This window comes from Wolbachia endosymbiont (group A) of Beris morrisii, from assembly GCF_964028185.1.
Taxonomy (GTDB): Bacteria; Pseudomonadota; Alphaproteobacteria; order Rickettsiales; family Anaplasmataceae; genus Wolbachia.
This window is the reverse complement of the sequence record NZ_OZ034760.1, coordinates 696,472-709,558: the sequence shown is the minus strand read 5'-3', so window position 1 is coordinate 709,558 and position 13,087 is coordinate 696,472. Positions and strand designations below refer to the sequence as shown.

At 37.0% G+C, this 13,087-nt stretch carries 14 protein-coding genes; 8 read left to right on the top strand and 6 right to left on the bottom strand.

Annotated elements, in window-relative coordinates:
• Positions 1–30: 30 nt before the first annotated feature.
• Both ABWU69_RS03620 and ABWU69_RS03615 read right to left on the bottom strand, forming a co-directional pair.
• The gene (locus ABWU69_RS03620; protein ID WP_353285403.1) at positions 31–1,581 is read right to left on the bottom strand and encodes a hypothetical protein; all 1,551 of its coding nucleotides are present in this window, start codon (positions 1,579–1,581) and stop codon (positions 31–33) included.
• A 68-nt stretch (positions 1,582–1,649) separates the two neighbouring features.
• Positions 1,650–4,343: a valine--tRNA ligase gene (locus ABWU69_RS03615; RefSeq protein WP_353285402.1), complete on the bottom strand. Its 2,694-nt coding sequence runs from the start codon at positions 4,341–4,343 to the stop codon at positions 1,650–1,652.
• Between the two features lie 136 nt (positions 4,344–4,479).
• Here ABWU69_RS03615 and ABWU69_RS03610 point away from each other — a divergent pair, with 136 nt between their 5' ends.
• Together ABWU69_RS03610 and ABWU69_RS03605 are read left to right on the top strand one after the other, a co-directional pair.
• Positions 4,480–4,617 (top strand): hypothetical protein, encoded by a 138-nt coding sequence (locus tag ABWU69_RS03610; RefSeq protein WP_341812860.1) that lies wholly within the window; start codon positions 4,480–4,482, stop codon positions 4,615–4,617.
• Positions 4,618–4,845: 228 nt separating this feature from the next.
• Complete coding sequence (locus ABWU69_RS03605) at positions 4,846–6,894, top strand: hypothetical protein (RefSeq protein ID WP_265035593.1); 2,049 nt, start codon at positions 4,846–4,848, stop codon at positions 6,892–6,894.
• A gap of 45 nt (positions 6,895–6,939) precedes the next feature.
• Here ABWU69_RS03605 and ABWU69_RS03600 read toward each other — a convergent pair whose 3' ends face one another.
• Entirely contained in the window at positions 6,940–7,455 is a 516-nt protein-coding gene (locus tag ABWU69_RS03600; protein ID WP_265035592.1) for a gamma carbonic anhydrase family protein, read from the bottom strand.
• Between the two features lie 144 nt (positions 7,456–7,599).
• On the opposite strand from ABWU69_RS03600, the gene secG reads away from it, so the two are divergent.
• From secG to ABWU69_RS03585, 3 genes are read left to right on the top strand one after another with little or no spacing between them, the layout of a single operon-like run.
• A complete protein-coding gene (gene secG / locus ABWU69_RS03595; RefSeq protein WP_265025560.1) occupies positions 7,600–7,920 on the top strand; it encodes a preprotein translocase subunit SecG in 321 nt (106 codons plus the stop codon).
• Positions 7,920–9,524 carry a CTP synthase gene (locus tag ABWU69_RS03590; RefSeq protein ID WP_353285401.1) on the top strand — a complete coding sequence of 535 codons (1,605 nt, stop codon included), beginning with the start codon at positions 7,920–7,922 and terminating at the stop codon, positions 9,522–9,524. Before secG ends, ABWU69_RS03590 begins: the two co-directional genes overlap by 1 nt.
• Positions 9,525–9,565: 41 nt before the next feature.
• Positions 9,566–9,973 carry a nucleoside deaminase gene (locus ABWU69_RS03585; RefSeq protein WP_353285400.1) on the top strand — a complete coding sequence of 136 codons (408 nt, stop codon included), beginning with the start codon at positions 9,566–9,568 and terminating at the stop codon, positions 9,971–9,973.
• A gap of 212 nt (positions 9,974–10,185) precedes the next feature.
• Here the strand turns inward: ABWU69_RS03585 and ABWU69_RS03580 are convergent, their stop codons facing one another.
• The 3 genes from ABWU69_RS03580 to ABWU69_RS03565 all read right to left on the bottom strand — a co-directional run bounded on the left by ABWU69_RS03580 (position 10,186) and on the right by ABWU69_RS03565 (position 12,128).
• Complete coding sequence (locus ABWU69_RS03580; RefSeq protein ID WP_353285456.1) at positions 10,186–10,446, bottom strand: hypothetical protein; 261 nt, start codon at positions 10,444–10,446, stop codon at positions 10,186–10,188.
• 204 nt (positions 10,447–10,650) lie between these two features.
• Positions 10,651–11,856: an MFS transporter gene (locus ABWU69_RS03570; protein WP_353285423.1), complete on the bottom strand. Its 1,206-nt coding sequence runs from the start codon at positions 11,854–11,856 to the stop codon at positions 10,651–10,653.
• A 134-nt stretch (positions 11,857–11,990) separates the two neighbouring features.
• Complete coding sequence (locus ABWU69_RS03565) at positions 11,991–12,128, bottom strand: hypothetical protein (protein ID WP_265035589.1); 138 nt, start codon at positions 12,126–12,128, stop codon at positions 11,991–11,993.
• A gap of 105 nt (positions 12,129–12,233) precedes the next feature.
• On the opposite strand from ABWU69_RS03565, the gene ABWU69_RS03560 reads away from it, so the two are divergent.
• Genes ABWU69_RS03560 through ABWU69_RS03550 form a run of 3 tightly spaced genes read left to right on the top strand, consistent with a single transcriptional unit; the run spans position 12,234 to position 12,872 of the window.
• Complete coding sequence (locus tag ABWU69_RS03560; RefSeq protein WP_265035588.1) at positions 12,234–12,467, top strand: hypothetical protein; 234 nt, start codon at positions 12,234–12,236, stop codon at positions 12,465–12,467.
• Positions 12,468–12,486: 19 nt separating this feature from the next.
• Complete coding sequence (locus tag ABWU69_RS03555; RefSeq protein WP_265035587.1) at positions 12,487–12,672, top strand: hypothetical protein; 186 nt, start codon at positions 12,487–12,489, stop codon at positions 12,670–12,672.
• Positions 12,673–12,683: 11 nt separating this feature from the next.
• Entirely contained in the window at positions 12,684–12,872 is a 189-nt protein-coding gene (locus tag ABWU69_RS03550; protein ID WP_265034312.1) for a hypothetical protein, read from the top strand.
• The last annotated feature ends 215 nt before the right edge of the window (positions 12,873–13,087 follow it).

Below are 13,087 nucleotides of genomic sequence, written 5' to 3'. Positions count from 1 at the left end.
AGATTCTCTTATCTGTGGAGGTTACTGCACTTACATCTTTAAGGTGTGATAGGAATTATTTGTTGTATCTTTAAAAGGCGATGAATGAGGGCTGTTTATATTTGTATCAAGACTTTCGTGATTTAGTTGCTCTGAATTTTCTTTATTCTCATCCTCATCTTCCTTTTTAGGAGATAGAGATTTTCTAAGATATCTTCTTGGTGTGGATGTGTGAGGAGAAAGTGGTTTCGGGAAAGTTAGTCCATTAGCGAGCTTATTTTCACCTGTTCCTTTAAATTCTGATGAATGTTCACTACTTATATCTAGTTGATTATTTATACCTAACTTTTCATATATAGGTTGCATAAATTCATCAACTGCTTCTTGTATACGGTCTGTATCTTGCATGTCTTGTTCTTCTAAATTAAAAAGTCCTTGCTCTACTCTTTCTTTCACTACACTGAGTACAGTAAATACTGTTTTCGTTACATATTCTCTCTTTTTTTCTTCAAATTTATTTACATTTTTCTTGTAATCATCCTTAACGTTTATTGATTGATTAACAAGTTCTTCCTCGTCTGCTTTTAAAGATAATAATTCCTTTTCCAGCTCCTCAATTTTAGATAAGTGCTTTTTCTCCTTTGTACTTAATTTGTCAACTTCATTTTTAAAACGAGTGTGCTCTTGACGCTCATAACTAACTTCACCTTCTAATCTTTTCTTTTCCCTTTCCAACTGGTATAACTTCTTCTCTAATTCTTTTATGTCGTTACTTAATTCTTTTGCTCTTTTCTCCGAATCTTTTAATTTCTTCTCCAGAGAGGAAGTTTCATCCCTTTTTGTTCTTAACCGCACTGCTGCTTCTTTCCTTTTCTTTTCTAAATCTGCTATTTGTTCTTCTAACGAAAGAGCTAAAGTTCCTTCATGTTTTAATTCATTTAACTGCGCTTTTAAGGAATCTACTTCCTTTTGAGATTGAAGTAATTCCTCTGTTAAAGAATCTACTTTTTTACTCAATGTTATATTTTCAGTATGTAACTCTTGTTGTTTTGAAAAAAGCACATTCTTCTCATGTTTTAACTGATCTTCTACTTTTGCACTCGGTTCTGTATTTTTAATACGTAACTCTTGTATCTTCTTCTCCAGATTCTCTATTTCACTTTTTAATTCCTGAATTTCACTATTCTTATCACTTAACTCTTTTATAGCACCATCTAATTTTTGCTGTGCATCATCTTGTTGTTTCTTTAACTCCTCCACTTCTTTGCTTGCAGCTTCTTTAGCTTCTTCTCCCAGAGTTATTTTATTTTCTAACTCTTGTACCTTACTCTCAAATTGTTGTTTTACGTTAGCCAGCTTTTGCTCTTTTTCAGCAAATTTATTTTTCTCAACCTCTATTTTCTTAATCATTTTACATGAAAGTGCAAGCACCAAAACAGAAAGTATAGACAAACTCAAGGCAACAGGAAGAGCTACATTAAAGGCTGCAACTGAAGACAAGAACTCAACATAAGGAGCAACAGCAAGTGTCCCAGATGCAAGCAATGCTAAAGTAGCAAAAGCACCAGCTATAAGATACGGTGCATTGGTTTTACTATACAAATCCCTCATCCTCACAACTAATAATGATTATAATAGCATGGATATCAAAGGAAGTAAAGCTATAAAAATCAGTATAAATCTATATTCACTATGTATTTCCCGTCTTCAGTTTTAAGCTCAGACTGCATCCACTCTATCATTTCCGCATTGCAAACTACCTGCAAATCATCCTGTGCAGATTGATCTAACTTATCCTCTTGTACGCTCGCTTTTATCATCAACTTTTTTATCAGATGCTTAACTGATACATTATTATCTGCCTTCATCTTTCTGATAATGTTTAATATCTGAATAACATTATCTCCCATTTCCTCTGAATATTTATCATAGATAAGTTCTTCTTTGCTCGGCCAATTACTTTGATTGTGTACAGAACTATAACTATACAACTGGTGGTATATCTCTTCTGTAATGTATGGCAAAAAAGGTGCAAATAACCGCAAAATAATATTCAGTACATACGCCAAGCTTTGTTTTGCACTTAAACTGCTTCCGTACGCACGTTTTTTTACTAATTCCAAGTAGTTATCACAAAAATCCTTCCAAAAAAATTCCTCTACTGCGCCCAAAGCTTCGCAGTATTCAAACTGTAATAGGTTATTCGTTGCTCTTTCTATAACTTTGTATAACTTAGACAATATCCACTTATCCATTGTCTCGTGAGCAGAATTTATGCTCATCACTTGATGCTTTTCCATGAACATGGAAACAAACTTGCTAGCGTTCCAAAGTTTTGTAACTAGGCGCTTGCCAATTTTGAATATATTTTCAGAGTAGACTGTATCAACTCCAAGCCTTGAGTTCGCTGCCCAATAGCGCACTACATCAGCTCCATAAGTTTCAAGTATTACATGAGGAGTGATGATATTACCTTTTGATTTACTCATCTTTTTCTTATCATCGGCTAAACACCAACCGCTGATCATAATGTTTTTCCAAGGTAAAGAATTTGCATGATAATATGCCTTTAAAATAGTATAAAAAGCCCAAGTTCTTATTATCTCATGGCTCTGGCTGCGCAGATCTGCAGGAAATATTGTATTATAGCGATGATTTGGTAAGCTAAACTCACTGTTTACTGCCAGTGCACTCAGTTGAGGAGTAATTGAACTTGTGGCCCAGGTATCCATTACATCTTGATCTGGAATAACCTCTTCTTTGCTATACCCTTTTGGCAAATCTTTGAGTGGATCTATAGGTAGGGCCTTTATTTCAGCTAGAATAATTTTACCTTCTTCTCCCTTACGTTTGGAATACCACGCTGGAAATGGCACACCAAAATAGCGCTGCCTTGAGATGCACCAGTCCCAATTTAGCCCTTCTATCCACACTTCCATACGTTTACGCATAGTAGCTGGATGCCAATTGCATTCTTTTACTTTATCTAATACTTGAGCTTTTTGCTCTAAGGTCTTGATAAACCATTGATAAGTAGGCAATATCTCAAGTGGTGCACCAGACCTTTCTGCGCATTTGACAGAATGAGAAATGCTAGTGCTTTCTATCAAAAGTCCTTTTCTACTCAGGATTTCGATCATCCTCTTTCTTGCTTCTTTAACCTTTAGTCCATTTATTTCATTTAGTATATCGTCTGTCATCCCAGTGCGTGACACTGGGATCCATTCTTCTTTTTCCTGGATTCCAGTGTCACGCACTGGAATGACGCCGGGGTGTGGTAGAATGACGCCTTCTTTTGTCATCTGAGTAGCCCTTTCTCCTGTCATCCCAGTAGCCCCTATGGTGTCATCCCAGTGCCCAGACACTGGGATCCATTCTTCTATTTCCTGGATTCCAGTGCCACCTATGGTGTCATCCCAGTGCCCAGACACTGGGATCCATACTCTTTCCTTCTGACCATGTGGTGGATGCAGGTTCATCCTCCCATCCTGATCGATGATAATTTTCATCGGTAGATTATGCTTTTGCTGCCAATATATGTCGAGTTCATCACCAAACGTACAGCACATAACAAGCCCAGTGCCTTTATCTATTTTAACCTTATCATCTGCTATTATTGGAACTTTCTCCTCTGCTATTGGCACCACGGCTGTTTTTCCGATCAGATGAGTGTAGCGCGTATCCTCTGGATGACAAAAAACTGCAACACATGCTGGAAGTAATTCAGGTCGCGTAGTTGCAATATTGATCTGCTCATTTTCTTCAGTAGAGAAAACTATCGTGTTTAAGGATGACTCAAAAACTTTATCTTCTATTTCTGCTTGCGCAATTGCGGTTTTATCAACCGGGTCCCAAAGGATGGGCTGCATTTTTCTATATGCATATCCCTTATTATATAGATCAATAAACGACATCTGTGAAAGCGTCACAGTTTCCTTGCTGATCGTGTGGTATTCCAAATCCCAGTCATAACTAATGCCAACTGATTTAAATAATTCCTTGAATTCTTGCTTTGATTTCTCAATAACCTCATGGCACATCTCTATAAATTTTTCTCTGCCAACTTCTTTTGCACGGGTTTTATAGGTTTGTTCAACCAATCTTTCAGTGGGAAGCCCGTTATCATCAAACCCAATTGGGTAAAACACATCTTTTCCCAGCATGCGCTGAAACCTTGCAATAAAGTCCGTGTGGCAATAGCTAAATATATGGCCAATATGGAGTTTTCCCGATATTGTCGGCGGAGGTGTGTCTATAGTGAAAGTGTTATCCTTTTCACCATTCCATTTATAAACTTTACTGCCTTCCCATAATATGTTGCATTTGTCTTCAATTTCTTTAAAGCCGTATTTTTCTTTTAACATAAATATTTCTCAATTTTAAGCTAGCTAAGGTTTCCCTATATATATTAACTAAGTTTCCTGGATTCCAGTGTCAAGCACATAACTGTACGAACATTCATTTTTGAAGGTAAATTGCACAGCAAATGGTGTCATTCCAGTGCTTGACACTGGAATCCAGCCTTTTCATAATCATCAAAACGTTGTATTTTTACATAAAACGGCTACTTTTATGCTTACCAACTTAATAAAATTCCTGGATCCCAGTGTCAAGCACTGGGATGACACCCTACGGTGATTTCCATGATTACATAACACCTAAAACCATGTCATTCCAGCACGTAACGCTGGAATCCAGTAAGCCCTACTTATTATTTTAGCTATAGCACAATTAAGTAAATACAGCAGTTTTACGCCAAAATTTTTTGTTTACGAACATAAATTTTCTATGCTATGATAAAAATATTACTTGACCTTAGGTTCTAAAGGTATTATGTAATGTTAATTATACATATTGAGGTTTAATATGCTTACAGGGATTAATGGTACAATACGGATTGCTGGTAATAAAATAGTGCTTGTTATAAAAGAAGATGATTATGAAGAATTTAAAAAGTATAAAGACGTAGATAAGAGTGGTGATATAATTGATGACAAGTTTTATGCGGGCTATACGCTAAATAATAAACAACTATATGTTACTGGTTTTTATCTTCAAGAAGAACTAGGAGATGATATAATCATAGATGTAAAATTCGTTGGGGAAAAGGGTGGCAAATATCATGGTCGCCCAGAAGAAATGAAAAATCTGTTAGGCCTTAACGATGAGAAAGAGGAGGTTGTGGTAAAAGACCTATCTAAACATCCCATGATACAATTGTTAGAAGAGAAAAATGCTAAAATAACAGAATTGGAAGCTGCAAATAAAACAATTGAGGAGAAAGTTGAAGAATTAGAAACTGCAAAGAAAGAAGCTGAGGAGAAAATAACAGAATTAGAAACACAGCTAAAAACCCGACCAGATGCTGCTCAGTTACAAGAGAAAGAGGATAAGATAAAAGAATTAGAAGCTAAAGATCAAGAAATAACACAATTAAAAACTCAAAAGGGTGCAGTTGAGAAGGAAAAACAAGCATTAGAAGATGCAAATAAGAAAGCTAAAGACGAAAAAACAACATTAGAAGAGCAGTTAAAGAAGAAAGGCGAAGAATTAGAAACTGCAAATAAAACAATTGAGGAGAAAGTTGAAGAATTAGAAGCTGCAAAGAAAGAAGCTGAGGAGAAAATAACAGAATTAGAAACACAGCTAAAAACCCAACCAGATGCTGCTCAGTTAAAAGATAAAGACGAGAAAATAAAAGATTTAGAAGCACAGTTAAGCAACCGACCAGATGCTGCTCAGTTAAAAGATAAAGACGAGAAAATAAAAGATTTAGAAGCTGAAAATACTGATGTTACAACGTTACAGACGGCAAATCAAGAATTAGAAGCTGCAAAGAAAGAAGCTGAGGAGAAACAGAAAGAATTACAAGGTCAATTGGAGAAAGCTAACAAGAGCAAAGAAGAATTAGAAGCTGCAAAGAAAGAAGCTGAGGAGAAATTGAAACAAGAATTAGAAAAGGAAAAGGAAGAATTGAAAGCTAAAACACAAGACTTACAAGCTAAATTAACTGGAGCTGAGAACAAACAGCAAGAATTACAAACTCAATTGGACACAGCTAACACGGAAAAAACAGACTTACAACAGCAACTAGCAAGTTCAACAGATGAACAGAAGAAAGTTAATGATGCAATTGATAGTTTATTTACTGAAGAGTTAAACGGAGGAATAAAAATTCTCATCGAATCAGAAGGTCAAGAGTTAGAAGGCAAAGTTAAGAGCTTATATGATGAAAAATTAAAGAACACAATAGAAGATATCATAAGCAATAATTTATCAGAAGTACAAGGTAAGGAGTCATTGCATAAAGAGTTACAGGGCAAAATAATATCTTTAATAGAGGGTAATAAAGATAAAAGTGTAGATGCAATTGTGGAGTCGATTAAGAAAGAGTTAAAGAACAGTATAATAAATGCAAGTAAGTCCAGTAAGGAAGTTGCGGACTTACAGCAACTGTTAAAAGAGAAAGAGAAGGAAATAAGTACACTAAAGGTTGGAGTTGCTCAGTTACAAGCTAAAGATGAGGAAATAACACAATTAAAAGCTCAAGTTCAGCAGTTGCAAGCTAAAAATGCTGAAGTTGTGGAGTTAAATAAACAATTAGAAGAGAGTAAAAGTCTTGTTGATAAATTACAGAAGGAAAAACAAACATTAGAAGATAAAAGCAAAACAACTGAGCAACCAAAACAAGGCAATGGAGCACGGTACACTGCTACTGTTGGTATGGGTCTTGCTGCTGGACTGATAGCATTTACTGCACTTGAACGTACAGTTAGGTTAGATATGTTAGTAATGATTGGTATAGCAGTAGCATCTGCTCTTGTAGCCGGTGGTATTACATATGCAGCATTACCTAGTACTCAAGTAGATGGGGCGAAAGCACAAGAAGTAGATGGGAATAATAAAGGGAAGTAACAAGGGTTGAGCCATACGCGTCAAGTAAAACACTTGACGCAAACTTCAGTTTTTGTATTCTTTCATTAGCATAATATAATTTTGTGCCGACTGTGCAATATGTTTAATTTCTTCATTCGACATTTTTTTGAAGAATTTTGCTGGCCTGCCAGCCCATATTTCACCACTTTTTATCACTTTTCCGTGTGTTACCAGTGAGCCAGCAGCTACCATAGCTTCAGGCTCCACAACTGCATGGTCCATCACGGTAGAGCCCATACCAATAAACGCTTTATCATGCACCGTGCATGCGTGCAACATACAAAAATGTCCCACTGTTACCATACTGCCAATAATTGTGTCACCACCTGGGTTTCTATCCACATGAATTACCGTTCCATCTTGAATATTTGTTCCATCACCTATTTTTATTGATCCAACGTCTCCTCTGATTACACAATTAAACCAGATGCTTGCATCTCTTCCTATTTCAACCTTGCCTATGATATGCGAACCACCTGCAATGAAAGCACTTTCGTCTATTTTTGGTTCATAATCTTTGTATTTTAAAATGTGATACATATTAAGCCCAAAGTTTTATGCATATGTTAATCAAAATAAGGTAAGCAGTAAATACATACTTAGATTTCAAGCTACTTGGGTAACAGATGTTCTTGACTTACGTGCTTTGTACTGCTAAGATTTTTATTTTCAGCCCTATCTATAATGTCAGTAGCGGTATTAAGTATATTTCAAATAATATTGGTTGTTGTGTTAGTAATTTTAGTGCTCTTGCAGCCACCTGGGAGTAGTTCATTAAGTGGTTTTAGTAATACACAACAAGGGGTCAATTCGATGATTCCGGTGAAATCTTCTGAAAACCCGCTCAGCAGAATAACGGCTATTGTTGCTGGATTGTTTATTATAAACACATTGCTATTGTCAGGATTATGTTCAAAAGACGTACATAAAAAATCGATCGTAGAAAAAATTATATTAGAAAAAAAGCAAGAAAGTGAATCTACTTCTGTTCCATTTGAAAATTAATGAAGGAAGCTAAATTTATCTTTGTCACAGGTGGAGTTGTATCGTCGCTTGGTAAAGGCTTAGTTTCTTCAAGCGTTGGTGCGCTTCTTCAAGCTCACGGTTTTAAGATCCGTATCAGAAAACTTGACCCGTATCTCAACATTGATCCTGGGACAATGAACCCAACTCAGCACGGAGAGGTGTTTGTTACCGAGGATGGTGCTGAAACTGATTTGGATCTTGGGCATTATGAGCGTTTTACTGGAATTAAAGCAACAAAAGATGACAATATAACAACTGGTAAGATATATCATGAGTTATTGAAGAAAGAGAGGCGTGGTGATTATCTGGGCAAAACTGTGCAAGTCATTCCTCATGTAACAGATTTAATCAAATCGTTCATTTTTAATGGTACGGAAGGTTTAGATTTTGTAATATGTGAAATAGGCGGAACTGTAGGTGACATTGAAAGCCAACCATTTTTGGAGGCTATACGCCAAGTTAACTACACATTAGGAAAACAAAGAGTTATCCTTATTCACTTAACTTTAATACCATATCTTACCGCAGCGCAAGAATTAAAGACAAAGCCAACGCAGCATTCAGTTCGAGAGTTAAATTCCGCGGGGTTACAGCCAGATATTATATTATGCCGCAGTGAGAAAGAAATTTTCGATAATCAAAGAGAGAAAATAGCTAAGCTTTGCAATGTTTCTTTATCCAATGTGATACCTGCTCCTGATGTGAGTCATATATATGAGTTACCGGTGTTGTATAGCCAATGTGGGCTTGATACGCAAATTTTGGAGCACTTTCATTTAAGTGAGCCAAAACCAAGCTTGATTGAATGGGATCAAATAGTGCATTCCATAAGGCACCCAACACAGGAAGTTACTGTGTCTATAGTGGGAAAATACACCGAATGCCCTGATGCGTATAAATCACTAGTTGAAGCATTAAATCATGGTGCAATTAGTAATAAAGTCAAAGTAAGGATAAATTGGGTTAACTCAAGAGAAAAGGAAGAAAAACCTAAAAATGAGAAGCTTATAGAAGAAAAATTACAGAATTCTCATGCAATCCTTGTCCCAGGGGGGTTTGGTGATGACGGAGTAGAGGGTAAAATATTAGCAATAAATTATGCCCGTACAAATAATATCCCATTTTTCGGAATTTGCCTTGGTATGCAGCTTGCAATTATTGAGTTTGCTCGTAATGTTGTTAAGCTTGAAGATGCACACTCTGAAGAATTTCATAACTGTAAACATCCAATCGTTAAGTTAGCTGGTGATCAAGATGACGATCTTGGTGGAACCATGAGACTTGGGGCATACAAATGTAATATAAATGCAAACTCTAAAATGATGGATGCATATAGTAACACTACTATTTCAGAAAGACACAGGCATAGATACATAATCAATTCAGATTATAAAGATGATTTGGAAAAAAATGGGCTTCTATGCAGTGGCATATCAGAAGATGGAACGTGCATAGAGGCAGTGGAGTTAGAGAGTCATCCGTGGTTTATTGGTGTGCAGTTTCATCCAGAGTTTCAATCAAAGCCGTTTTCTCCTCATCCTCTTTTTATATCGTTTATTAAGGCAGCAGTTAATAAAATTTAAAAAAAGAAGATTAGCAAAGGAAAGTGTTCAAGTATCAATATATGGAGCTTGCCATAGAGCAAGCCAAACTTGCTCAAAAAAATGATGAGGTTCCCATAGGTGCTGTAATAGTAAGTAGAAGCAATGTTGTTTCTTCTGCACACAATATATCCAGCGATCCAACTGCACATGCAGAGATGTTAGCGATCAGACAAGCATTTTCAACTTCCACGCTTTATGATTCTGACATATACGTAACATTAGAACCATGTCCGATGTGTGCTCAAGCTATTTCCTTTGCTAGAATTAAACGATTGTACTTTGGAGCTTATAATCCAAAAGGTGGAGGAATTGAAAATGGTGCTAAGATATTTCAATTTTGCAGCCATATACCTGAAGTTTATGGTGGAATATTAGAAACAGAATGCTCTTTTTTGTTAAAGGATTTTTTTGAAAGACTAAGGACCTAATTAGGTCTAACAATTTCAATTAGATTTCTCTGTCATTCCAGCGCGTGACGTACAACAGAGGGTGTCATCCCAGTGCCCAGACACACAGCTGTACGAACATTGTCTACCAGGAGGTTGTCATCCCAGTGCTTGACACTGGGATCCAGTAAATTTATTTCCTATATATAAAAAGTTATTATGTTTATATACAGACACATCAGGAATGGAAAGATTTATATGATAAAATTGCATGATAAAGGCTGGATCCCAGTGTCTGGGCACTGGGATGACATCATCCTTTTTTCTGGATTCCAGTGTCGTATCCGTTCAGCAGAGTGGCAAAATAGGTAGACAAGGTGATCTAAAAAGATAATCATAGAGTAAATGTGAGTTACAATAAATGGTGTCATCCCAGTGCCCAGACACTGGGATCCAGAAGACTTAATTTTAACCAAGTGGCTGCATAATAAAGGCTGGATTCCAGTGTCAAGCACTGGAATGACATTACAGGGACACTGGGATGACACCCTCCTTAACCGTCATACCGCGATTCATTCGCGGTATCTCAGCCGCTAACATGTAGCGGACCGTCATACCTTAACATAGATCCCGCTAACAAGCAGCGGGATGACGGTTGTCAGGGTGTCAGCTACTTAGATGAAACCCTTTCCCGGTCTATCAAATCACATAAGAGAAAACTAAGACCAATCACATTTTTTATCTTGTGGCTTTATTTGCAATATTGCTACCACACTGACCAACAAGCAGAAGACTATATAAAGCCCAGCAGCAAGGTTTGTTTGAGGAAATGTTACAGTCAACCAAATACAAACCATAGGGGTAAATCCTCCATGTAATGCATAAGAGATGTTACGTGATAAGCTTACGCCACTAAATCTGACATTGGTGGGAAAGAGTTCAGATGCAACTATTCCTATGGGAACTATACCCCTTTCTATTATAGAGAGAACCATTACGCTCAACGCAATCACAAGATAATTTTTGTAGTAATATGCAATAGATAACGCAGGACAACACAGTGCCATTGTAATTGCTATAAATAAGATTGCAGTGCGCTCTTTTCCAACTTTATCAGCCAACATTCCAAACGCTATTGAAGATATCGGCATTAATATACTGGTTATAATCAATACAATTTCGTTGATATATGTCGTTACATAAACATCCACTGATGCTATTTCCTTTGCGAGTGTTCGAAGAAATATGGTAAATCCAACAGCAACATTAACAGGTACAGATATTAAAATAGCAAGTATAAGAGCTCTCTTGTGGCGCTTTATAAGCTCTATTATTGGCAAATCAGGTAAATTTCTTTGTTTTCGATTTTTTTCATATGCTGGAGTTTCTCCCAATGTGTATATGCTATACGCGCTAATTAATCCTAAAATAGCTGAGAAAATAAATGGCAATCTCCAACCCCAGATACAAAAATCAGTAGTTTTTTTGCAGATAATTACTATCACCGCAGAAAGCAGTACACCAATGGAACGACCAAAGCCCATTATTCCAAAATACATCCCTAAGTTCTCTTTCCTACTGGATAAATGCTCTATAAGATAAACAGAACTTCCTTGTTCACCACCAAGTGCAATTCCTTGTGTCACATGGATTGCAAGAAGCAATATAGTAGAAATTATACCTACTTGATTGTGACTTGGAATAAATGCAATGAGACTTGATGGTATCGATATTAGCAAGATAGTAATTATTAATGCTATCCTCCTTCCATACCTGTCACCAACGTGACCAAATATGAATGCACCAAGTGGCCTTACAATTGCGCCTAGCCCTACAATTCCAAATAATTGCAGTATGTTACTGTAGACATCTTTTGCAAAACAAAACTCTCTGCTGATTATGTTAATCAAATCAATAAAGAGCATGTAGTCATACCATATTGCGATTCTGCAGAGTATGGTTGATATCAACACCCTTGTTTGCACTAAATTCAATTCGTAAATGTTTGCTTATTCTATTCTGGCTGCTTTTTGGGATTTTACAACCTAAACATATATAGCTAAACTGACTTAGATTTACCGACAATTTGAAAAACCGTCATCCCGCTACTAGTTAGCGGATGAGATACCGCGAATAAATCGCGGTATGACGTGGTTGTCATTATTCCGCTACTTGTTTTCCGATACAAATTCGTCATCCCGCTACGTGTTAGCGGGATCTATTGCCGAGATACCGCGGCGGTATGACGTGGTTGTCATTATTCCACTACTTGTTTTCCGATACAAATTCGTCATCCCGCTACGTGTTAGCGGGATCTATTGCCGGTTGTTCAACAGCATTACTAGGCACTGCAATAGTAGTAGCACTTTTTACAACCGGAACAATTGCAGTTGAGTTAATATCTATAGTAATAGCGGTAGCCACAGTCGCAATAGCAACACTAGCGGTTGGTGGTATTACGTATATGATGTCAAAGCCTAGTACTAAAGTGGAAGAAGTGGAAGGTATTTGTTCAGGAGAACGGCAAATAAGGTAGACAAGTAATCTAAAAAATAATGCCTCCTTCTCCTGTCATCCCAGTACCCTCTTCTTGTCATCCCAGTGCCCAGACTACTTGGATCCAGAAAACAAGTCAGGTTTCCCTACGTCATACCGCCGCGGTATCTCTAGATCCCGCTAACAAGCAGCGGGATGACAGCAGTCCTACGTCATACCGTCACAGTATCTCTAGATCCCGCTAACACGTAGCGGGATGACGATTGTCAGGCTAGCTGTCATCCCAGTTTGGAATCCAGGAAAAAGAATGGTGTCATCCCAGTGCCCAGACACTGGGATCCAGGAAAGTTTGCTTGTAAACAAGCAAACTAGCATAGAAAGTGGTTACAACGTTTTCGATGAGATTATATGGAAAACTGGATTCCAGTGTCAAGCACTGGAATGACATCACAGGGGCACTGGAATGACACCTCTCTTGGGCTCTTTTAGCTATAAATATTTAAGAAATTTACCAAATGAAAAAAAAGGCAAAAGAAGCCCTGGTCATTGTCTATTTTCAGTATTGGCGTTTTTTAAGTCTTAAACACTGCAATTTAGCTGCTTTTAATTGCAACTCACCTTAGTTTAAATGTTTAAGAAATTTACTAAGTAGAAAAAAAG